The organism is Paucibacter sp. JuS9 (assembly GCF_044043925.2).
In the GTDB taxonomy this organism is placed as follows: domain Bacteria; phylum Pseudomonadota; class Gammaproteobacteria; order Burkholderiales; family Burkholderiaceae_C; genus JAUASW01.
Genome location: NZ_CP194172.1, coordinates 3,764,972 through 3,787,266, shown reverse-complemented (window position 1 = coordinate 3,787,266; position 22,295 = coordinate 3,764,972). Strand labels below are relative to the sequence as shown.

Sequence of the window (22,295 nt, the reverse complement as noted above, 5' to 3'; positions counted from 1 at the left end):
TTGAACACAGGTCTTCTCTCTACGTCAAGTGATACGGGTTATGAAGTGGTCCTCAAGGACCAGTCCGTCGAGGTTCATCTTTACGAGTGCATTGAGCGCGTCGTCGGGGGTTTCGACGATCGGCTCGCCGTGGCCATTGAACGAAGTATTTAGCAACACCGGCACTGCGCTGCGCTGCATGAAGGCCTCGATCAGCCGGCGGTAAAAGCCACTGCCCGCCGCCACGGTGTGGTACCGAGCAGAGCCATCGACATGCACGACCGCCGGCACGCGCCGAGCTGCATCCGTGCGCCAGCGTCCGGCAAAGCTCATAAAGGGGCTTGGAAACGCATCCTCAAACCACGCAGTGGCATGTTCGGCGAGGATGCTGGGCGCGTATGGACGGAATGGCTCGCGTTGCTTGTGGCTGTTGACGCGTGCATGCATCTCGGCGCTACGTGGATCAGCGACGATGCTCGCGTGGCCGAGCGCACGCGGCCCATACTCTGCTCCGCCCTGGCGCAGACCAATTACCGCACCAGCCGCCACCGCGTCAGCAGCGGTCGCGGCCAAGCGATCGGCATCGCGTATACGCTCAATGCGGTAGCTCCCACGGCGGGCAAGCCGAAAGTTTTCCAGTGCAGCAGCGATCTCGTGTCCGGTGTAGTGGTGGCCGAAATCACAGCGAGCCGGCACAGCGCCAGGCGCCATAGGCGACGCCCACGGCGATCCTTGTGCATGGGCGGCATAAAGAGCGTTCCCGAGAGCTTGGCCAGTGTCAGCGGGCGCGCAAGGGACATGTAGTTGCAGGCCCGGCAGTGACTCACGCACCGCTCCGAGCGCTACGCAGTTAAGTGCCACGCCACCGGCAAACGCCACCCTACGTACGCCGAAACGTTCCGCTAACGAGCCAACCCGCTCCACAAGCGCTTGCTCCAGCTGTCGCTGCACAATAGCTGCAATTGCGGTCGCTACTGTGTTTTCGGGACCAACTGAACTGGGATCAAAGGCCGTCGGCAGGTCATAGCCGGCATGGCGCAGGACTTGGCGTACTTGGTCGAGTGGGCGGTCGTGCAGGTTGCAAACTGGCACGACAATGCCACGGGCCGAGTCGTGCTGAACGAATGACACGCCAGGAAACTGGTGGGCGTTGCCAAATGCCGCTAGCGCCATTGTCTTGCCAGCATGTTGGTAGCTGTGCCAGCCCAACACGTGGGTTACAGCGCGATAGATTTCGCCAACACCGATCTCATCGGCGCCGGTAGCTTCCTCGTGCACGAGTTCAAACTTCGCTAGGCCATCAACCCACCGCGCGAGGTAGTAGCTTTGGCGCTGGAATCGCCCCTGCCACCATGCCTCAGACGCGCTATCGTCAAGTCTGTTGCCCATGCCGTCAAGCACGCACACCAGCGTTGGCTCTGCACTGCTGGGGGCTGAGGCGAATGCCAGCATCGCGTGACTTAGGTGGTGGTCAACCACGATAACGCGCTGAGCGCGAACGATGGCGTTCGCTTTGGCAAGGCCCGCAGCAGTCAACTCGCTGCCCAAGTGCTCAGCGGCATCGGCGCTCGACCAGCGCGTACCGCAGCAACTAGAGAGTGCGTAAACGTCGATCGCCGCGAGCGAAGTTGATTCAAGGCATTTAGCAGCCGATCGACGGAAACCGCCAGCGTATCTCGCGCGCGTTAGCCGTTCCTCGATAACAGCTCGTGACACACGGCCGTCGCAAAGAAGCGCCGCACTGCCGTCAGCAAGCAAGTGGTCAGCGTGCGGTCCTCGGAGACCAATGCGTCCAGCGTTCACGCCTAGCACGTTCATCGCGCCAAGCTCCGCAGCAGAGTTTCAACTTCGTGCGCATCATCGACTCGCGCGTGCAGTGGCGGCGCAACATCGTCGGCGGGCAGGTTGAGGCCGGCATTGCTGGCGCGTAGCCAGGCAAGGAAGGGCTCCCAATAACTTCCATGCAGCATGACCGGCAATTGCAGTTGACCCTTGGCACGGCATTCGAGGGCCAATGCGAGCTCGGCAACTGTGCCAAGACGGCCCGGCAATACCAGACAAGCTTCTGCCTGGCCTACGAGCGCGGCTACCCGGTCGGCGATGCGCGTATGGCGGTGCACCGAGCTCGCATGGGCGCTCACTGGCAGCTCGCCGTCGAAGCCATTCCACACGTGTGCGATTGCTGCCGTGCCACCTTCTGTCGCGCCGCGCAACCCTGCGTCCATCACCCCCGAATAGCCACCTGTCGCGACTGACCAGCCGACCCTTGCCGCTGCCGCTGCGCAGTCGAGCGCAAAGCGATAAAGCTCGCCTTCCTCCGGTGCGCGCCAAGTACCAAAAATCGCCAACACAGGCATGGACGATTCCTTCAAGTGACAGCGTGCCAAGCCCGCGGCAACAATTTCCGCAGTAGGCTGGGCAAGCCGTAAAAAGCGATGCCCAGGGCACCTGAAAGCAATAAAGCCACGAACAAAACGGCAGTCTCGAGTCGGTAGGCGCCGTTGAGAATCAGATAGCCGAGCCCGCGGTCGGCGCCAGTCATTTCAGCCACGATGGCCCCTACTACCGAGAGTCCAGCAGATATACGCAGCGCAGCGGTGATTGCCCCCGCGCTTGCCGGCAACAACAAACGTCGCAGTGTGGTGCTAAAGCGTGCCTTGTAGACGCGAAACAACTCTATGTGATCGGCATCGACCGAGGCGAACGCTTGCAGCGTATTTACTACGATGGGAAAAAAGCAAATCAGCGTCGCCATACCCACTTTCGCCGCATATCCGGTGCCGAGCCATACGCTTAGCAGCGGCGCGAATGCGACGATTGGGATTGCTTGCAAACTGATCAAGATTGGCATCGTGAATGCTCTTAGCCGCAAGTAGCGAGCGAGTGCTATCGCGCAAAAGACGCCAAGCGTGTTGCCCACAACAAAGCCTGCCAGCGCTTCAAGCGCTGTTACAGCGGCGTGCATTGCGAAGTTGTCCAGCCTAATGAAGAATTCTTGCAGCACGGCCTCTGGGCTAGGCAGCAAGTAGGGCGCTGGTTCACAGAGTCTGACTGCAAGGCTCCAGATCCCGAGAAAAGCCATGACCGGAAGCACTCGCGCTGTAGCCGAGCGAAGAAGTACTCCAGCCCGTGCCAGTGGCGAAGCGACATGAATTGACGCACGCTGGCGCTCGGCAAACCTTGCAATGTCAGCTTGTGACGACAAGGTTTCGTCCAGCAAATGCTGCAGCGCATGCGTGCCATGCTCCGTCACGCCGACCAGAACAAGCTGTGGATTTGCAGCTCGCAGCGTGGGCACGAGTCGCGCAAATCGTCCAACGTCGACTAGTTCGCCAACGAGCACAACTTTATGTGCACGCGCCGCGCCGCGAGAAAGGTGTGCTGGATCAAGTGAGCGCCATGTACCAATCGAAGCTGCAGCGTCAAGGAACGCCGCCGGCATAACTCCAATCATGGCCAGGTTGAGCGTCTCACGCATAGTCGGCTTGCAAACGAAGCCGCTGACACAGCGCGGACAGCGTGGGATGGTCGTAGAGCCCTTCGTAACGGTCTGGGCCAAACGGTACGTCGAAAGCGTCGACCACTACGGCCGGTCGGGCACTCAACATCACTACTCGATCCGCCAGGAAGATCGCTTCTTGCGTATTGTGGGTGACGAAAACTACAGCGCAGGAACTGGCGTTGGCCAGGCGTCGCAGCTCGATACCAAGCCGAAGTCGCGTCGGCTCATCGAGTGCGCCGAAGGGTTCGTCCATAAGCACCAACTGCGGCGCCGGGACGAAGGTGCGAATTAGTGAGGCGCGCATTTGCATGCCTCCGGACAACTCAGCCGGAAGCGCGTCGTCGAAACCTTGAAGGCCGGCTACGGCGATTAGCTCGTCAAGTCGCTCTAGCGCAGCACTAGGAACTTCGCGCTCGGCAGCGGTGTAGGGGAGCAACGCGTTCTCGCGCACGGTAAGCCAAGGCAGCAACACGGGGCGTTGGAAGTTCATTCCGACCGCAAGTGCATCATCTAGGCGTGCAGAGGCAATACGACGTCCGTGCGTCGGCTGAACTAGGCCGGCGATTATCCGCAAGAGGCTGCTCTTGCCACACCCAGAGGGTCCGAGTACGGCAGTAAAGCCTCCTTCAGGCACATCCAGCGTCAGCCGGTTGAGGACGCGCAATTCGCCCCCTCCGCGCAATGGATAGCGCAAGTCAACTTCGTCGAGACTGACAAGGATGTGTGCCATTGCTACATCGTACGCACCTTTCATGCCAGGCAGAACGACGGCGTTTTCACCTCTAGGACACCACTCAGCTTGCATCGTGTATCAAGTATGATACGTTTTGAAGCGTGGCGAGGCTTTTTTCACCTCCTTGAGATAGTGACTGCAGGTGGCGACGGCCCGGCGCACCGCGTTGGTGACCGAATACACCGTCAAGAACACCTTGCTCTGATGTAACGCCAATTTCCTCTGCCCGTTGGCTAACGAAGTAGCCCGCAGACAACTCAGGTAGCGACTTTCTGGCGGCCTTGTTAGATCATTGAGCGAATACTCTTCCGCTGAGTTATTTCGAAGAGTTCAAGCTTAAGCCCCCCACGAAATATCATCCAACTCGATTCCATTCATTCGGAGGGCAGATGCCATGCGCTGCAAGTCGCCACTGGTTGGAATTCCGATCGCCCACAGTCTGTTTTGAGAATCCACTACCAATTGCAGCGACTTAATAAGGTCGAGATTGCAGTTTTCGTCGGTGTAACGCGTGCGACCAAGGTTGGTGAGAGCCACAAGCGATTGATTGTCTGACCCACGCATCGGTGCTTGCGGTTTGCTCGCAATATATGGGTCTGAAATAACGACATCCAAGTTTGCAAGAATCGCGGCATGCTCACTCTGCAGCTTCTTCAACGGATGGCCTGAATAACACAAGATATCTCGACCCAACTTGTCGCCGCGTGAAGGTAGGGTGCAAAACCATCGTCGTAAAGCATGTATAAAATCGGCGAGGCCATCCGCTTGGTCAAAAGGTTCGCCGCCGCTGATCGTCACTCCGTCAAAATCGGTGCCGCAAGTTCCAACAAGGTACTTAATGAGCTTGCCAATAGACATCGACTTAGATGTATCGAAGCCCCATGTGTCCTTGGAAATGCATCCTTTGCAACCGATGGAACAGCCCTGAAACCAAATGCCAATTCTGCGACCATAGCCCAGCACGGTCACCGGGAAGTGGACTGATGAAATCAGCAACTCAACTTCCTTGTTCACGGTCATTTGGATTCGATCTCGACGACTTTGGTGCTGGGGTCAAGCCGTATTGAGGTTACCTGGATCACTTCCGAGAACGTTCGATTCATCATCAATCTGGCTAGCGGATTGATCAAGTAGCTTTCCAATTTCATGCCGATCCCGCGGCCACCATTGGCAAGGTCGGCTAGGCAGAACTCTGAGAGTTGGCGCCTTGCCAAGTCACTCAATTGCAGCGCAAGTTGATGCTCTTCGGCGATACGGCGCGAAATATTTTCAATGTTTCTATTGAGGATCTGCTGCCCCGAGTCTTGGTCAATGAATCCAAAAACCACGATATTGTCTCCAAATCGATTCAGCAGTTCCGGGCGACCAATTTGCTCACGGAAATGAACTCCAATGCTCTTCCGAACAAGCGGTTCTAGATCGTCGTAGGGCATATTTGGCGTAATGCTTGGATTCGACATTCCAAGGTTCGAGGTAAATATTAGGATGCACTCCGAAAAATATGCGGTCTGCCCGCGACCATCGGTGATTCGGCCATCCTCCAGTATTTGGAGAAACTTGTCCAATATTCGAGGGTGTGCTTTCTCGATTTCGTCAAAGAGAATAACTGAAAACGGATTGGCCCGCACGGCACGAGTCAACTGGCCGCCTTCCTCGTATCCGACGTGGCCAGGAGGAGCGCCGACAAGACGCGCTTCGTGATGGTCGGATGAATATTCACTCATGTCGAACCGAATATAGGCCTCAGCATCGCCAAACACAGCTTTGGCAAGTTGCTTCGCGAGTTCGGTTTTTCCCGTGCCGGTCGGGCCGGCAAAGAACAACACGCCGCGCGGGCGGTTCGGAGACGAGTTCGCTTGGGCCCCTGAAAGCCCGACGACGGCGCGCTTCAATATGTCCATCGACTTGGTAACCGCGCGACGCTGGCCTTTCACTACTTGCTCGATTTCAGCCTCCGCGTTTGCGATGCGCTCACGTAGCGCAATGGATTTCCACGGGTTGGACAAGCTGACGTCACCGAGCTGGTATCGCCGGACCAACTCGTCGACATTGGTTGACGCAGTGTCGCGACCTAGTTGCGTCAAGTCATCGAGATCGGTCAGGCTGAGGAGCGAAGAACGTGCCGTCAGCTCGTCGATGAACCTGGTACGAGCCTGGTCATCGACCCCCTTCAGGGCTTGAAGTCTTTCTGCAAACTGCGCGACTGCGACTTTGCGCTGGTCATAGCTTGCTGCCACGATGGACAGAGGTTCGATGCGCTGCGAGGACGTGAGGAACCAGGAAGGAACTTCGTCGATGTTGTCGACCCACACGACAAGTGGGCAGTTGGTCGAACGCCCAGCTACTTGGACTGGACTGGCGGAATCGCACCGCTTGAGCAGCGTTGCAAGCACCACATCCGCACCCGCGGCCTCAAGCAACCTTGAGCCATAGTCAAGCACCACACCGAACTTGAAGCGGCTGGCTCCTCGTGCCTTTTGCAGGCCCTCCAGCTGAAAGAGGCGTTCGGCAAAGACACTAGGTGCTACTTTCGCTGCAGATGCGGGGCCGGGAAGGGCTAGTGCGGTGGCGAACTCTTCTACAGTCCTTGCAGGAAGCGTTGCACCTAATGCTTCGAACGCCAGACCGCTGACGATGTCGTAGGTGACAAGAAAATCAACCCCAGCTTCAACAATTGCCGCCTTGAGTGCATGCGCATTCTGGATAGGTCGATCCTGGGCTGCGTGTCCACCAAGCATTAGATCTCGCGGGCGCCCCGAAATCACGAAGCCGCTGCGTACGGGAAGCAGTCGACGGAAGTCGCTCAGCCATTTGGGTTCGGTCAAGGCCATATGGGCTCCTTAGCGCTTGTTCGCCTTTTGCGATGCTTCTTGTGAAGTCTTGCGGCGTCGACGCTGCTGAACAAAGTTGCGCTGCGAGGTAGCTTCGTCCATGTTGGCGACGGGCGGCGCCTCGCGGTTGACGGACTCGACACGCATGGCTATGCCTGAATCACGTAACACTTTCATTGCTTGATGCAAGTCATCACACCATTCGACGTCAACCTCGTTGTCTGTTTGCAGGCCATCGTCCACCACCTTGACACACCGCGTGTCTAGTTGATCAGCAGTTAGACCTGTTCCACCGCGAATTTCGACGAAGTGGCCATCCCATCCGGGCTTCGTCGCGAACACCTTGCCGTTCTCCGTGAATAGCGTGTGGTCAATGTCCTCGATTTCGTAGCCCAGGTTTTCAAGGGCCTGGCGGAGGCTGCTGGCAACGAAAGCACGATTGGCTTCCTTTTGGGCAGTCGTGAGTTGGGCGTCTATTGTTCGCTTACGCGCGACGCCATCGCTGAATTGGTTGAGCCATGCTCCGTACGACTCCGGCGAAGCAGCTTCGTCCGAACTGAAGGCGGTGATCAGCGCATCAGGCACTGGCTCCCCGGTCTCAGCAAGCCACTGATCCGCCAATACCTTGAGTGCTTGGAAGGTTCGCTGGGCTTCGGCCACCTGGCTGTCCGCTGCCGTCAGCAGTGCCGTGACGTTAGAGCAGGCAGCGTCAACTTCTGCCAGGTTCCTGCACTCTTGCAACTGCGTGACTTGTCGGATCAATTCCTCACGCATGGGCGCCGGAAGCCCGCGGGAGGACAACGTCGCACTCGTGCGTCCAAAGAGCTTGCTAAGGCGTTCTCGTTCGTCTCGCGATGCAGACTGGGCAAGCCCATGCCGACGCTCTATTAATGACCGGGCGCTTTCAATCAAGACCGCGGGGTGTTGCGCTTCGCCTATGAGGTCGCCTGCGAGGGTTGAAAGGATGTCGTCCTGGCTGGCGTGGCTCGTTGACTGCTCGACGTCCGCCATCAACTGCCGAACATACTCAGCAAGCACTTTCTCTGATTTGTTGACCCATGCTTCGACATCTTGCACGTCATCAGACGGTGGTTGGGGGCCGACCTGTGGTGGTTGCACGGTCAATCGCGATGACACGGCGTTAGGCAGCCTGCGACGCCACGCGTCTAGCCGCTCCATTTCTGCTGCTAGGGTTGATGCGCGTGCAAGCGCAGACTGAACTCTGGCCTGGTTGCGCTGCAAAACTTCAGCTTCCCTTTCGGCTTCCCGAGCTTGGCGCAGTTGGTCGCGACGCGCCTCCTGAGCAAGCATCAATTCCTGAGCGCGCTGTCGCTCGGCTTCGCGTCGCTCCATCCGCTCTCGCTCGCGTTGTTCAGCGGCACGCGCGATTCTGGCGCGCTGCTCCTCGCGGTGTCTGCGCTCGCGCTCCGCGCGAACTGCGGGATCTACTTGGGTGACGACTACGCTACTGGACTTGGGTCGGCTCATGGCGTCGCTCCAGAGGTGGGGGCGGAATTCAAATCAAGGAAGCAGTGTTCGCCCAACTGGACACGTGCCGGCAGCGAGAGATCTTCTGCAACATCAGCGGTCACTCGGCGTGAGCGTCCATTGCTATGCACGAAGGTGCCGTTGGTCGATCCAAGGTCCATCAACTTGACAATACCTGTTTCGACGTAGAGCAGCGCATGGCGTTCGGACACGCCCTTGAACTGTCTTGACAGCATGCTCATCAGTTCTGCGGGGACACCCTTGGAAGAGCGCCCGACGACGCAAGGCAGCTTCAACGTGAAGGTCAATCCGTTGAGGCGCACAAGCAGTGTTTCTACAACTCTGAGGGAGGCCGGTCCAGGCTGGCGCGTAAACCCGCCATCGAACGCAGCGTCGGATGCAATCGGGGGAGCAGACGCTGGCATACGCCTAAAGCACTTTGCGCAACGTCCGCTCGCCATTGGATCCGGCGGAATGCAGTTGCAGTTTTCGTCGCTGTCCGCGCATTCGTGGTCCTGGCTCGGTCGTTCTTCTGCCAACGCTGGCGGTTCCGGTGTAGGAGCAACACCCATTAAGGAGGCCCCACAAGGGCAATCAAGTGGGTAGGGGCGCCCATGGACGGTTGTGCATGCAGGGCAGATGATGATCACGCTAAACCACCGATCTACTTGACACTACAGAGTGGCGCTTCTTCCACGAAGACGCGGGGCAAATTGTTGAACCGCATCGGTGCGAGGAGGTACGGGCCCTTGTTGGCATATGTGTGTCGTTAAAGGATGTGGTTTCAGCAGTCAGCCGGGGGCGTTGTCGCCGAACACATGCAATCTCACATCTCGATAGACCGGCGGATCGGCCCCGAGCTTTGCAAGCCTTGCACCGCTTATCGTGTGAAAAGCTGCGTTGCATGATGGCGCTACTTGGCAAGCCAGACGGTCTCGTAAGCGATCCAGGCCCACGATCCTGTGAGAATCGGGGCAAGCAAGCTGACCGCTACGCGAGGCCTAAAGAGCATTGCCGTCTTCAGACGTATTCCGCGCGAATCCAGCGCTGAAGCTTGGTTCACAAACAGGTAAGCCAATAGGCATGCACGAAACAGCAGATGTGCGACAACTGCCACTCCGACCCATGAAATGAACGCGGCTGTAATCCATGGATAGCTTTGGCTGGCGCTCATTACTGCATTCCAATTTAGCAGCCAGTTGCCTCCGTAGTACAAGGCGGGGAGGACGAGTGCCATGCAGCACAGCGCAAAGGCGGGAAGGCGGGACCAGAGCAGCACGACCGCAACGAGAGCCGCGTAGATGGTTGGGGAAAGTGCAGCTGCTCGCACGGCGGCAGCTTCGAAGCCTGAGTGCATTCCCTCTGGCATTGGCGTTCCACTTGGACCAGGTTCTAACTCGTTTGGGTTCGAAGGATTCTGAGGGGTGCCTTCCCCGCTGGAGCCGGGAGCCTCATGTTGGTTGAAGGGCTCACATGTAGGGCTTGAGCAAGTTGCGCTGCGCAGTTTTGACCAGTTCACATCCTTCATGAAGGACTTGATTTGGGCAACGCCAATGGCGAATGATCGGCCGTTTGAAACACCCTCAGGGCCCTTGGCATCTTGCTCTCGAGCCACGACCACTCCAACTACCAGACCACTAGCCTTGCTGATCACCGGCCCTCCTGAGTTGCCTGGCTGAACGGAGATGTTCATTTCCATCCGACCGGACCAGGAAAGGTTCGCGTCTACGAGCTGGCCGTCTAGCGCAACAAGTCCGCCGCCGTTTGGTGAACCGACTGCAACAATGGCCTGTCCCTTTACAGGACGTTTGGGGTCAATGATCAACGGATCAATGCCGCTGGGGAGCTTCGACCGATCAGCAACTACCTTGAGGACAGCCAAGTCAACGCTGCTGTCGCTCTGATATGCGATGAACCCGAACTTGTCGCCTCGCTTGGTCTGCAAGGTGGTGCCTTTTGTGCACGACTCATCATCACGGCCAGCGATCACATGGGCATTGGTCAAGACGTAGGCATCTCCCTCGTTCATGAAGAAGAAGCCAGAACCGACGCTGCATGCCGTGCGTATTTCGACGCTTGCGGAAAGCCCCGCCTTGATGACGTCGCGCCTTTGTGAGATTGCCTCAATTTCATCTGAGCATGCGACGAGCAGTCCCATTGCGACAAGGGTCGCGGCGGCATAGATAAGCTGCCAGCGATCTCGTGAACGCAGCCAACGAATATGGGGGAGTTTGCCCAAGGCAGTACTGACCAATGGCTTCTACGAACCACTTGAAGAGCGGGCTGCTTCTCCGCTCGATGGAGGCGATTCCGTGCCGTGAAGGGCAAGATCGGGAATGTTGCTTGAACTTGCCATACTCGTCGTGATGTCAGATAGGGTGCGAGACGGCCTGGTGCTGCGGTCCTCAATGCCATGTTCGATCAGATCAAGCACTTGCCTCACTTCGCGCCACGTTGACTGCGGATTGCGCTGAACGTATTCAATGACATAGTTGATTGAGCTGTTTATCTTCGCCTGATTCAGTGCTCTGCGCCCTTTGACGTAGAAGGAGTATTCCGTCTTGGGAGAGAGGAACTTCATCATTGCCGGCATTAGTTCGAGCGTGATGAAGAAAAGACGCAAGAGCCACGACATTGCATTTGCTTCGGGGTGCTTTTTGCCGATTTCGTTCAATGCGATGAGACGCGACAGTGGATCCGTGGTCCTTGTCGCTGTTGCATTGATGTCATCATCGATTTCCTTGATTCGATCCGCTTCTTCCTTGGACAGACGGCTGTTTTGAAGCACGAGCAGTTTGTCGGCTGTGTCCGAAATCTGAGCGCGGGCTTCAACGACTTTCTGTTCCAGTGCCCGGCTCTTATCCCCGTAGTTGACCCGCCTGCGCTCTTTGTCTAGCTCATCAAGGAGGATCTCCTCCTGCTTCTTGAGTGATGTCATGCGGTCATTGAGTGCTTTCGAAGCGCTTGCGAGTCTCTCGTCGGCCCGCTTGTTGATCTGCCGTTGCTCTTCCCGCAATGGTTCAAAGTTTTTGTTAACTGTCACCCGAATCTGCTCGTCGATTCGTGTCTTGAGGATTTCGGCTTCCAACGGAAAGCTAATCACGATGGCAATAAGGCTGGCCATGATGACCCGGAGAACAATGGCAAACCCGCTGTCCTTGGCCGGATCAACGATTTCACGCTCGATAAAGAAGATGGCGACGGCGTAGACGCTGGCTGCGAAGAAGGCGCCGATCGCATCTCCTGAAAAAATCGTCGTGTGTAAGGCGAACCACATTGACCCACAAGCCAAGAAGGCGGTGAGTGCTACGAGAATGCCAAAGCCCTGGAACTGAAGCCTGGTCTCGTAGGTCGATAGCCGCAGGGCGTATAGGTCTGCTTTGCAGATCCAAAGAAGGGCGGACTCCAAGGGACTCAAGCCAAGCTCTCGCTTGACGTCTGCCACGGTTCGCATCGCGTCGGCGTGCTCAGTTGTTGCAGCCACGCCAGAGGTGCCGCTGCCAACAGGCGGTGTCGAGCCAACTGAGTCGGCAGAGCTGCCGGGCGAGCGCATCGAACCTGGAGCTGTGCTTCCTCCGAGCGTCGAGTTCTGACTATCAGCCATGCAAAAACCTCCAATAGCTTCTGTTGTTGATGAGGCGCCAATACAACTTGATCGGGATGCGCTTGCGACGTACCCGCTTCAAAGTCGGTGCATCCAAGAGTTTTGCTGATGCGGCCAACCTCGCCGCGTCATGGTTGAGCAAGGCAATGTCGTCCGTCAGCCCTGGGGTGCTCGCCGTGAGTTCAGCAGACGGGCGCACTGAGGGAAGTGACTGGGTCACATCAATGATGCTTTCAGTTGACTTCAGAGCGACTGACAAGAGCTTCAAGGAATCGACGGCCGTATGCGGGCTTAGCCTGGCTCGATGCGATTCAGCCGGGAGGCGCCCTTCTGCGCTTGCGTGGAATGTTGCACCGTTCGCTAGCAAGGCTTCGAAATGCAGCCGCTCATCTGTTTGGATGTCAATCTCGATAGTGCCCGTGACGGGGCGGGACAACTGCTCGAGGACATGGCGGTCAGCAACACGTCTTGGCGGAGTACGGCCGCCATACCGCACATACAGGTACTCGCGGATCTGGTTGTAGAGCGCCATGGCGAGTGCATATACGCGATACATGCTGACGATCAGCCACATGTACCCCAAAGGATCGTCAGACTCGTCGTTGCGGGGGAAGACGTGCAGGCGATGTGGAAAAAGCTGAATGGCGTACCCGGCCAGCGGTTCTCGTCTAACGGAGATCTTGATCACGTCGGCAATGTTTACTCGAAATGCCACCGTGGCTTGCACTGGGGCCGGCCAGTCGAAATACTCATCTATTCGGTGGAACTGAATCGAGGCGGACAATACGGGCGTTCCGTCCCCGACTGCAGGTCTAGGTTCTTGACGAAGTCTTAGCCCGGACCTCAATACGCCCAGTCGGTGATACCACCTCTCGCTTTGTGTCTGGCCTTCGCCGTGCAACTGAAGCGGTAGGCTTTGCGGCGCAGAGAGACTCACTGCAGTCCTCCGCGGAAAGCAAATCGGTACGTCAAGTGGACGATTTCTCCCTGGGCGGCGACTTGGTCGGCGGGAGTTTGCGCGGTACTTGAGTTCGAGGGAGGGGCCAGACGTCCCAGCCCAGCATTGGCGAGTCCTGGATTGGCTTCGGAATGAAGGCGCAAGCCGTGGAGTACAAGGACCTGTGAAGGGCTCAAATTCTGTGCACTACGGCCCCAGCCAAAGAACCATGCCGCGCGAGGTGTGTTGTCATTGAGGGCGTGCTGAACTTCGCGCCTCAGTCCCTCCACTGAGTCCTGATCGCATGCGAGAAGCAGGGCGAAAGCTTCGATGTTCGGGATGGGCGGCGTGGGTGCCCCCTGCGCAGCCATCTCATTTGACCGTGCTGCCGCTTCAACTTCAATTTGACGCCACATCATTTCAATAGGGCCACAAGTCTCAGGTACCGCAAAGCCGTCACGCGCCCACGCAAGGTATTGAAGTGCACTCCGAATGTTCGGCAGTTCAATGCTTGCGGTGGACCGCGCCTGCAGACAAGTCCTTGCATAAACGGCCAAGTCTCTGGGTAGCAGGCTGAAATCTTTCCAGACAGGTGGCAGCTCAGGACATGCGCGGTAGATCAGTCTCAGGAGTATGTCGTCCACGTTAGTGGCTGAAACCAAATGGATGGAGTCTGCAAGGTCTGGCCGACCGCAGTCATTTCGAACCCATGCTCGAAAGGCGCGATCTGTGATCGCCGTTCGACCAAGGCTCCAGTGCCGTGCCATTTCTGTAACGGCATCTGGCAAGGTCTGACATTCGACGTCTCCGATCCGATACGGAGCGCGCTCTTCAAGCGCGCGAATGCGCTCGCGCATGGCCGGAGATTCAGTAACTTCTTGCCCTGCAAGCCACAACCGCAAGGTTTCAAGCGACCACCGCTCAGTTGGCGATGCCGTCAACATACCTTCAATCGGCGCGCGGAGGGAGCCGTGGCTCGACAGATCCCGTCCTTGCCAGTTTCTGCACAAGGCGACACGGAAGACTCTCTCGCGATCCTCAGGCCTGACCAAGCCAGAACTAGACTCTGGCAGCATGGGGTGGCGTCCCAGCAAGGCTTCCAAAGCAATCATGCCGATCGACCAAAGGTCGCTGTTGATGAACGCCTCTCCGTTTGCCATTTCCGGTGCGCTGTAGGCGACGGTACGGCCACGTGAATGGGGGGTCGAGAGACCTGCGACGAGTGCGGCACTACCAAAGTCAATCAGCGCCAACCGAATGGGCTGACTGCTGGTGACGATAATGTTTTCAGGTTTTACGTCGCAGTGGACCCATACATGGCCTGGTTCGGCCGGAATCCGAGACAGCAGGTCAGCGCAGTGGTGAAGTGCCGTCACCAAGGCTCGGACAACATCGACTTCGAGTGGTCCATGTTGCTTTAGCCAAGTTGATAGCAAGACGCCCTGAATCAGCGGCTGCAACTCATAGGATCCTTCTGCTACTAGGCTGCCTTGCTCGAAGGGGAGTGCTAGCGAATCGACGGTCGGGTTCGCCGGTGACACGAGGCGCGTATCAGTCAGGGAGCGACGATCCGCCGCCAGCTTCAACACATGCTCAGACGAACTAGCCCGATCTCTGACCTGGAACAGTCTCCTGTTTGAAGTTGCGGGTGCCAATTCCGCGAGCAATTCAAAGCGATCGCTCAATTCATGGGGCAGAGCGGGTGGACCGTTGCCATGGAGTCCATTCAGATCACCATTCGTACTGTCAATCCATTCGGGACGAGTCGCCTCTAGGGCCCCGGGAGTAGTGTTCGCAACGCCTCGTGAGGCGATGGCCTCGTCAATGGTATGGCTCATTGACTGATTCCATTGGGACCATGGAACGGCGACTGAGACTGCCCAAAGGGCCGCTCAATCCGGATGTCGCGGCCCGTAATCTGTCGCTACGTGCATTTTGCGAATGCAGCGCTTCAAGTGTGTCCTGCGGGTCGTCGTTGCTGCAAATGCCGATCGGCGCCAAGAGCGGGGCCTGCTCACGATGGACACGGTCGCAAGAGGGGCGCTGTCGGGTCGGCATCTGCGTAGGCATCTGGAGGTACCTGTCAGCGGCAACCTCAGGCAAGGCGTTCGGTGGCCATGCGGCGTACACGACGTGGCGCAACGTCTGAGATTCAACTAGGTTGAAGTGATCCATGTCCGCTTGAAATGCGCCGTGGCAATGCATGGCGTCTGGGTTAGAGACTGCTAACTGCGCGTGCAATCCAGCGATACAGCCGAATCAGAAAGCCCCCCATCAGGAAGCGAACAGCATCTGCTCCAACACTGGCTGCCATGCTGTCTGCGGCGTTCCTGCCGAGGAATGGCCGCGCAATTAGACGCAGCGCCGAGAGGCTTAAGAGCAGCGCGAGTAAGCACGCGAGAAGGAATGAAGCAATCATCAGCGCCACTTGGTATGTACGTGGCAGTTCGTGCCACCATTGCTCCGCATCGAGAGCGATTGCGGGCCACTGCTGCAAGAGCCACGGCCCGAATACCGCAACTGCGATGCCCACAATGATCAAGAAACGTGCTGCTGAAAACCTGCGCAGCATCAGGCAGAGCGCCCCCAAAGACGCGAGCACTGTCCCGAGCGCTGTCGCGAGCTGCTGCACTTGGTCCGCGCTCATGTTGTCAGTCGGCGGCGCGCTGAATGTTTCCGACCGTCGTCGCGTGAAAGTCAGCAGATTGCGAACGATGCGGAAGGGAGCTGGTCAAAAGCGTCCGGCAAGTCAACGGAAGGTGTGTCTGGCTAGATGCATCGAACCATGACGCGCCTGAAGTCGCGCATCGGGGTTGTCCACGGAACTCTTGACGCATTCCTTCCTGTCCCCCGCTGAGTAAATTCTTGAGCGATCATAGGTTGGCAGTGCGCAACAACTGGTTGGCGCGACTAAGGAAAAACCTTAGGGACGTTCCATTTGCTGTAGCCGGTTTTGATCGCGACCACCCGCCATATCAAGGCTTCAGGCATTTGTCGCAGCCGCCGGTTGTTCGGTACCAAAGATCTGGCAAGAGGGCTTCGATGTCATGGCCCACAAGTGCCTCATTCTTGCCCAGTGCGCGTTCTGCCAAGAACAGCAGGACGCCAACGCGCAGGCCCAATGCTTCGGCAATGCTGATCAGGCTTCCGACGGTCGTGTTGGACACCGCGCCAGTCTCAATTCGACGTACGGCCTGTTTGGTCAGCCCTGAGCGAGCCGCAATTTCGTCCAGAGTCTGGTTCTTCGCCATTCGAATCTGTCGAATAGTCTCTCCAAGTGGAGTCGCAAACCGCTCTGATTCGTGCCCAGCACTTTCCTCTGATGAGAGTTCGAAGCGCTTCATTTCCATTGGGGGTGCCTTACCGATGATGTGATCGGGAACAGATCAGACCACTGCTTGGAGTGGGAGTCTATGTCGGTTGCGTCACGATTGACGATGCCTGATGTCTTTTTGGAGTACTATAGTACTTCTTTAAAGTCATTTGTGTCCAAGAGTTGGCCCGCGAAGCAGGGTCGATAGAGAAGGGTGATGAGTCACTGGAACTGAATACTCGCGCTGCTGCCCTCGGTTCTCGCGCAGCGGCTCTGTCTGTGGCTGGCAGATCAAGCACGCGCTACATCGAGCGGACTAGAACAGGCCCAACTCACTCCAGTCCCCTTGGCCGACTTGCCTGTTGCTGCCATTGGTGCAAAGGCCTCAAGGTGTAGAGAGACTACGAAATGCCTGAGCAAACTGCGACTGACGCAAATGCACTCCAACAGTTGCCCAACTGATGTTTTGCCGAGGCAGCTTGAACTCGGACTGCTCGGCGGGGCGGCAATTGCTGCTCGCCCGGCAATTGCGTTTCGGTACCGTTACGACCAGGCGACTCAGCTGAGTATTCATGGGCTCACGGCTTGCTACCCCGGTATGCCCTCCCTGTCGCTAGGATGGAATCAGGCCATATCCATATCGCTGGCTGATGCGCCAGTGCACGTTCTTGGCTCGGTGCTCAACGCGCCGATGCGTTGGACGATTGGTGGTGAGCCACAAGAGCCCACAACGTTGGCGGTACTGATCGCAGACATGTTCGGCTGCCGATTGGGCGCGTTCGCTGCGTGCCACATGAACGGCACGGCAAAGCTCGTTAGAGCCTTTCAGCTTGCAGCATTGCCGACGATACTGGCAGCAAGCTGCATCAAGCGCGACCTTAGTCACGTGATGGCGGCACTGTGTGGGCCTTACGTCGACGTATTTGCATGTCTCGCGAGAGCAGGAATCTTCCCCGAGTTTGCTTCGGACCTGAATTGGTCGAATCTGCCAGCTGCGCGGACCTACCTCAATGGTTGTCCGCCTGCATGCAAGCCGCTGGCAGCGTTGGCGTTGCAGTTTGGCCGCGGCCGCATGCCAAGCAGTACCTTGCAAAGGCGCCTAGGACAGCTTCCACCTACCGTCGTAGCTGCTTACGTCATCGCAGCCCTCCAAGTCTCACCGTCCAGCCGAAGGGACGCCTTCGACTATTGGGTTGCAACTTACCTTAGGCAATACCTGAAGGGGTGCACTCGTAAATCCGACAGAGGCGTCAGAGTCCTGTTGAGTGGCGGAGCCATGCTGCTGCTTCTGTTGGCGGAAAGGCGCGCAGTTCTCCATGGCGCCAAGCGATCGAAGACAGTACGCTTTGATATTGCTGAAGGCCTGTCTCTGTACACGGGATTGCTTGGGGGGCGCGCATGTGAGGCGTTGGTGGGCGATTCAGCCGATCCGATTACGCAGTCACTCTGCAAGTGGATAGATGCAACCGTGCGAGAGTTGGTCGACCGGGCTGCCGATGACGAACTTTGTGACGTCTCTGTGGCTGCCGGGTTGATCGTCGAGGCAGATGAGGTGCTTGGTCATACGGCGGTATTTCAACTGCCCCCCCATGCATTTGAAGAGTTGTCATGGTCAGTGCTCGCAGATGAGGATGCGCTCGCCATAAGTTGGTTCAATGCTGACGAAACATGCCAATACAGTTGGTCGCCGGCGCCTTGGCCTCGTCCAGCAGGAGTACGTGCAGCGCTTGCAATGTACGGCCTTTCTGTTGAGGAGCTGACTACGTCGGTTCAGTTGCAGGAGGAGGGTGAGGAGCAGGGCAACTGCGTCGGTCGAAGTGACTATGGAGTCCGAGCTGCCAGAGGCTTTGCGAGAATTTTCCGCGTCACGTCGCCCTGGCCGCAAGGCCTTCGGGCGACCATTGAGTTCTCGAATGACACAGACGGGACCTGGATGCTGAGCGAACTGCAAGGAGGGCCCATGAATGCGAACCTGCTTCAGGACGCTGGCGCGCGCGTGGAGTTCGTCAATTCAGGCCAGTGGCCTGCCCTTCAGAAGTTCATCAACTGGTTTCTGGCTGCCCTTGCCGCGTCACAGCACTGAGCGAGGCCATGTCCATCAACATCGAAATGAAGGCGAGGTCAGGCGATCCGGGCAGAGCGGAGGCACTGCTTTGTGGTCTGGAATCGTCCAAGAAGCCTGTGCAGACTGATACCTACTATCGGTGCGCGCACGGGACGGTGCTACTCGAATTTTGGGAATGCAGCCAGGTCGGCCTGGAGCTAATTTGGTATGCCAAGCAGATAATCGAAGTCCTGTCCCGGTTTCGGTACTTGGCATTGTAAGCGCTCCCTGATTGAGGTCCTCGTACAGGCATCTACTGCTGGAATCGAAGTCAACACGATGAGGCGCCGCTGCCCAAGCTAGAGCAAATTGGCGCTCGACCTTGCCAACCTGTCGAGTCGCGTGTTGATTTTGGAAATCGGTCTTTCTTCGCGATGCACGAGTTTGTGTCTTCAATTCGACTGGAGGATGGAATGCGTTTGCAGTTGTTCGATCAAGTCACACTTCTGACGAAGTTGGCTGCACTTGGGATTGCCGCAACCCTGTGCGCATGTGGCGGTGGTGGCGCATCCAGCACATCATCTGCGCAAGGCCCAGCCCCGGCGCCATCGCCGAGCAGCCCCGCAGCTGTGCTGATTCCGGCAGCACAGACTGATGCCTCGTACAACTGTTACGACACCAATGATGGGGCACGCTGCTATGCGACGAGCTATACGTTGAAGTCAAGTTTGACTGCTTCGGAATTAGCTGAAACGTTTCAGGGCAACAATACTTTTCAAAATAAAGCATTGTTGAGTTGCAAGCGATCTGTTGCTTGCTCTATCGCCGATTTGGCGGGAAGCATTAGTACGCAGCAAGCAACCGCAATGCGTAATGCCGCTACTGCAGTCGTAAAGCTGACATTGCCTTTCCAATCCTTTGCGACAAATACCGGCAACGGGGTATCGTTTCCAGGTTTGTGTTCAGGGACTGTCATTCAAAATTCCTTGGATGGGAGGGTGTATATTTTGACTGCCGGGCACTGCCTGTATCATGATGCGCAGTCGTTTTGGCCAAGTGTAGGTGCCGGAACATATCGATCAAACGGCATTCCAATCTATGCGACCTTCTCGTTTGAAGAGCCCTCTTGTGGCGTGTCACCGAACTTTTCCGCTGTAGGCAATCGTACAGTGGCCGCAACGCCAGTATTTTCATCATATGCGCCGTACTCAGCAGCAAATGGATGGAATGGATCGCCATACGGGAGCGGCGCAGATATTGCCTTGTTGCAACTAATGGAGCCACTGCCTTTAGGTGTGAGCCCGGTTCGTGTGTCCATGAAGCCGCTGACCAATCAGTCGAATTTGTTCACTTATTCGCATCCGCTCGGTGCGGACATGAGGGGCGGCGCAATTGACGGTGGAATTGTCGGCGCGAATGGATACCAATACCTGCTGCGTGCAGCCAAGCGGGTTATTGAGCCTGGTTCTAGTGGTGGCCCACTCTTTTCATACGATAGCTTGACGAACGCCGTTGAGTTGAGAGGGGTATTGTCCGGCTCCACAGTGGCCGACGCTCAAAATCCGACGTGCATGAGCTCTGAGGATGTGGTGGTGACGCGAATCGACACGCAGTCCATATTTCTTCCGCGGTATGTGGGGCCACTTCAGTAGAGCCTCGCATGCGCAACAAAACCTGAGGCGGCGAAACTTGGGGTAGCACTTTGCTTCGGTGCGTGCCTTAGTGCGGCGGGCAAACCAACAAGTAAAGCTCCTAGGGTGCTCAGCCAGCTTGCATGATGGCCGACAGTGTTACTGTGAGGAGCTAATGATGAGTAAGCCAGTTGTACCGAAGAATAGGTCAAGGCCGTTACCTTCTCCGACTAGCCAGGTCAGAGAGCTGTCTGGAAGCAAGGAGCGATTTCAAGTGTTCATAGAGGTGGCAGTAGTTCCATTGTGGAAGCAAATAAACGAGGCGCGTGCCAAGAAGGGTTCGCACTAATTGTAAAATGCGCTCAAGGAACGTTCTTGGCAGTTTTGCAATTGCCTTGAACGAGTTGGCGCTGGAAACGGGGCGCCAGAATGAATTTCTCGAAGGCAGGCGAGTTGCCTTTAGTCGTGCATCCACTGGGCGGTTCAGCGGCGGATTTGGTACTTTGTGTCGGCGGAAGTTGAGTGCTTTTCGAAAGAGATTGCTGACTCGGCGAACGGTCGTTGCGCAGTGCATGCGCGACGCGTTCAAGCACAGAGACGAGCTGGGATTGAAAGCGATGGGATCGTCGGCAGAGATTGCGAAGTGGATTGGCGACTTGGACGAGCTGTTGTCCGTCATCCAAAGCGAAAAGCAGTCGGCCAAGCCTGGGGGCCGCCGGCTGCACGACTACATCAGCAGAGCGCAGCTAAACATGCAGGTCTTGCGGGTCTGCATTTCGCTCGATCATTCACGAGGAGAGCTTGCTGAGGCGGCTAGATCGACGAATGCTGAGTTGCGCCAGGCAGATCTACTGTCAGCGCATTCACGAAGCAGCCAACACTTCCGCGCAGCGCTCCGTTTGGCGGTCGGCTTGAGTGGCTTCATCGTCAGTGCATTTGACCAAGCTCCAGAATGAACGGCGCATTGCTTTGCATCTTTGGAGGAGTTGCACGCAGCCGGCCGGCGCCTCGGTGGCTCGCGGTGCTACTCGAAACTCGATGTCGAAGCTTCGAGTGCGGCATCTCCATTGCGCGCTGCTGGTCGGCGTGTTGACCTGATCGGCTTAATCGAGACAGTTATTCCTAGAAGACGGCGGGTTGCAGGTCTTGGCGGAGTTGCTGCTTGAACTCCACCGGGGTCAAGTATTGCAGGCTGCTGTGGGGGCGGATCTCGTTGTAGTGGTTGCGCCAGGTTTCGATGATCACGGCGGCCTCGCGGCGCGAGCGGAACCACTCGATGGACAGGCACTCGTCGCGGAACTTGCCGTTGAAGCTCTCGTCGGTGCCGTTCTGCCAGGGCTTGCCGGGATCGTTGAGCACGGTGGCGATGCCGGCGCCCGAGATCCATTCCAGGATGGCCTGGCTGACAAACTCCGGCCCGTTGTCAGAGCGCATGAACAGCGGCGCCCCGTGCAGGCTGACCAAACGCGACAGCACCTCGATCACTCGCTTGGAGCGGATGGCTCCAGCCACGTCGATGGCCAGGCACTCGCGGGTGTACTCGTCCACGACCGTCAGGCACTTGATCTGCTGGCCGCTGGCCGTGGTGTCGAAGACGAAGTCATAGGCCCAGACCATGTTGGCTTTGAACGGGGTGTGGATACGAGGCCGCACCGACGCGATGCGCTTGCGTGGCCGCTTCCTGGGCACCAGCAGGCCCGCCTGGCGCCACAGCCGATGCGTGCGCGACCAACTCAGCTCGAAGCCCTTGCGGCGCAGGAACACGCGGATGCGGCGGTAGCCGTAGCGCGGGTACTGGGCCGAGAGTTCCTTCATCGCCGCGAGAACCGGCGCATCCTTGGCCGGCATGCGCAGCTCGTAGCTGGGCGTGGCACGCGACATGCCGATGAGCCCGCAAGCTCGGCGCAGACTCAGGCCCCGTGCGCGCACGAAGGCCAGTTGTTCGCGTCGAGCCAGCGGGCTCACCATTTTTTTGCGTTGAGCTCCTTCAGGATCGCGTTGTCCAGCGCGGCTTCAGCCAGCAGCTTCTTGAGCCGGCTGTTCTCAAGCTCCAAGGCCTTGAGCCGCTTGACGTCGGCCACGTCCAATTGGCCGAAGTGCTTGCGCCAAGCGTAAATCGTGGGTGCGCTGACCTTGTGCTTCTTGGCTACCTCGGCCACCGTGGTGCGGTCCGCTTCGCGCAGGATCGCGACCATCTGCTCTTCGGTGAATCGACTCTTCTTCATAGGCTCCT

At 57.6% G+C, this 22,295-nt stretch carries 18 protein-coding genes; 3 read left to right on the top strand and 15 right to left on the bottom strand.

Translation table 11 applies throughout. The annotated features are described in order from the left end of the window. Positions 1 to 24: 24 nt before the first annotated feature. The 14 genes from ABT392_RS16800 to ABT392_RS16735 all read right to left on the bottom strand — a co-directional run bounded on the left by ABT392_RS16800 (position 25) and on the right by ABT392_RS16735 (position 16,424). Positions 25 to 1,797, bottom strand: a complete 1,773-nt coding sequence (locus ABT392_RS16800) for a carbamoyltransferase C-terminal domain-containing protein (protein WP_395385182.1) — start codon at positions 1,795 to 1,797, stop codon at positions 25 to 27. Next, the gene (locus ABT392_RS16795; RefSeq protein ID WP_395385183.1) at positions 1,794 to 2,336 is read right to left on the bottom strand and encodes an LOG family protein; all 543 of its coding nucleotides are present in this window, start codon (positions 2,334 to 2,336) and stop codon (positions 1,794 to 1,796) included. The genes ABT392_RS16800 and ABT392_RS16795 overlap by 4 nt, the downstream gene beginning before the upstream one ends. An 11-nt stretch (positions 2,337 to 2,347) precedes the next feature. Continuing rightward, positions 2,348 to 3,457, bottom strand: coding sequence for an ABC transporter permease (locus ABT392_RS16790; RefSeq protein ID WP_395385184.1), 1,110 nt, complete (start codon positions 3,455 to 3,457; stop codon positions 2,348 to 2,350). Then, positions 3,450 to 4,211 carry an ABC transporter ATP-binding protein gene (locus tag ABT392_RS16785; protein ID WP_395385185.1) on the bottom strand — a complete coding sequence of 254 codons (762 nt, stop codon included), beginning with the start codon at positions 4,209 to 4,211 and terminating at the stop codon, positions 3,450 to 3,452. The genes ABT392_RS16790 and ABT392_RS16785 overlap by 8 nt, the downstream gene beginning before the upstream one ends. Before the next feature lie 339 nt (positions 4,212 to 4,550). Beyond that, complete coding sequence (locus ABT392_RS16780; protein WP_395385186.1) at positions 4,551 to 5,234, bottom strand: 4Fe-4S single cluster domain-containing protein; 684 nt, start codon at positions 5,232 to 5,234, stop codon at positions 4,551 to 4,553. After that, positions 5,231 to 7,045 carry an AAA family ATPase gene (locus ABT392_RS16775; protein ID WP_395385187.1) on the bottom strand — a complete coding sequence of 605 codons (1,815 nt, stop codon included), beginning with the start codon at positions 7,043 to 7,045 and terminating at the stop codon, positions 5,231 to 5,233. The genes ABT392_RS16780 and ABT392_RS16775 overlap by 4 nt, the downstream gene beginning before the upstream one ends. Before the next feature lie 9 nt (positions 7,046 to 7,054). Then, a complete protein-coding gene (locus tag ABT392_RS16770; RefSeq protein WP_395385188.1) occupies positions 7,055 to 8,533 on the bottom strand; it encodes a hypothetical protein in 1,479 nt (492 codons plus the stop codon). Then, a complete protein-coding gene (locus ABT392_RS16765) occupies positions 8,530 to 8,775 on the bottom strand; it encodes an FHA domain-containing protein (protein WP_395385189.1) in 246 nt (81 codons plus the stop codon). The genes ABT392_RS16770 and ABT392_RS16765 overlap by 4 nt, the downstream gene beginning before the upstream one ends. A 671-nt stretch (positions 8,776 to 9,446) precedes the next feature. Beyond that, positions 9,447 to 10,772 carry a S1C family serine protease gene (locus tag ABT392_RS16760; protein ID WP_395385190.1) on the bottom strand — a complete coding sequence of 442 codons (1,326 nt, stop codon included), beginning with the start codon at positions 10,770 to 10,772 and terminating at the stop codon, positions 9,447 to 9,449. Between the two features lie 21 nt (positions 10,773 to 10,793). After that, positions 10,794 to 12,137, bottom strand: a complete 1,344-nt coding sequence (locus ABT392_RS16755) for a DUF4407 domain-containing protein (protein WP_395385191.1) — start codon at positions 12,135 to 12,137, stop codon at positions 10,794 to 10,796. Beyond that, complete coding sequence (locus ABT392_RS16750) at positions 12,130 to 12,921, bottom strand: hypothetical protein (RefSeq protein ID WP_395385192.1); 792 nt, start codon at positions 12,919 to 12,921, stop codon at positions 12,130 to 12,132. Before ABT392_RS16750 ends, ABT392_RS16755 begins: the two co-directional genes overlap by 8 nt. A 149-nt stretch (positions 12,922 to 13,070) precedes the next feature. Next, positions 13,071 to 14,912, bottom strand: coding sequence for a protein kinase domain-containing protein (locus ABT392_RS16745; protein WP_395385193.1), 1,842 nt, complete (start codon positions 14,910 to 14,912; stop codon positions 13,071 to 13,073). 377 nt (positions 14,913 to 15,289) lie between these two features. Continuing rightward, positions 15,290 to 15,721, bottom strand: a complete 432-nt coding sequence (locus ABT392_RS16740; protein ID WP_395385194.1) for a hypothetical protein — start codon at positions 15,719 to 15,721, stop codon at positions 15,290 to 15,292. Positions 15,722 to 16,049: 328 nt separating this feature from the next. After that, the gene (locus ABT392_RS16735) at positions 16,050 to 16,424 is read right to left on the bottom strand and encodes a helix-turn-helix domain-containing protein (RefSeq protein ID WP_395385195.1); all 375 of its coding nucleotides are present in this window, start codon (positions 16,422 to 16,424) and stop codon (positions 16,050 to 16,052) included. Positions 16,425 to 16,823: 399 nt separating this feature from the next. On the opposite strand from ABT392_RS16735, the gene ABT392_RS16730 reads away from it, so the two are divergent. The 3 genes from ABT392_RS16730 (at position 16,824) to ABT392_RS16720 (ending at position 21,018) form a co-directional block, all read left to right on the top strand. Continuing rightward, positions 16,824 to 18,470: a PcfJ domain-containing protein gene (locus ABT392_RS16730; protein ID WP_395385196.1), complete on the top strand. Its 1,647-nt coding sequence runs from the start codon at positions 16,824 to 16,826 to the stop codon at positions 18,468 to 18,470. A 434-nt stretch (positions 18,471 to 18,904) separates the two neighbouring features. After that, a complete protein-coding gene (locus tag ABT392_RS16725; protein WP_395385197.1) occupies positions 18,905 to 20,083 on the top strand; it encodes a trypsin-like serine peptidase in 1,179 nt (392 codons plus the stop codon). 335 nt (positions 20,084 to 20,418) lie between these two features. Further along, a complete protein-coding gene (locus ABT392_RS16720) occupies positions 20,419 to 21,018 on the top strand; it encodes a hypothetical protein (protein ID WP_395385198.1) in 600 nt (199 codons plus the stop codon). A gap of 166 nt (positions 21,019 to 21,184) precedes the next feature. Here the strand turns inward: ABT392_RS16720 and ABT392_RS16715 are convergent. Further along, a protein-coding gene (locus ABT392_RS16715; protein ID WP_395386082.1) for an IS3 family transposase occupies positions 21,185 to 22,287 on the bottom strand; the annotation gives its coding sequence in 2 pieces (ribosomal slippage) (positions 21,185 to 22,029 and positions 22,029 to 22,287; 1,104 coding nt in all). Positions 22,288 to 22,295 lie beyond the last annotated feature (8 nt).